A 244-nucleotide genomic window follows, 5' to 3' on the forward strand; every position below is an offset into this window, starting at 1 on the left:
GGCAAAATACACCCCGCCAACCCGGCGTTTGAACATGGCAACCGTCACCACAAAGGCGAAAAATGCCGGTACCAGAATAATGGCGAGCAAGGTAAAGCCGAAGCTGTGGAAGGGTTCCCAGAACCACGGCAGCTCGGTGAGCTGGTTCCAGTCCATAAAGTCCGGGATGCCCGGCGTTGTCTGGATGGCGGTGTTTTCCGGGCTGGAGGCTTCCAGCTTCAGAAACATCGCCATGCAGTAACCG

The 244-nt window shown here is 57.0% G+C and carries 1 pseudogene; it reads right to left on the reverse strand.

What is annotated here, in order from left to right:
* Positions 1-244 (reverse strand): annotated as a pseudogene (locus Q4563_RS21925) (urea ABC transporter permease subunit UrtC); the annotation flags it as partial.

Source organism: Gilvimarinus sp. 1_MG-2023 (genome assembly GCF_030548285.1).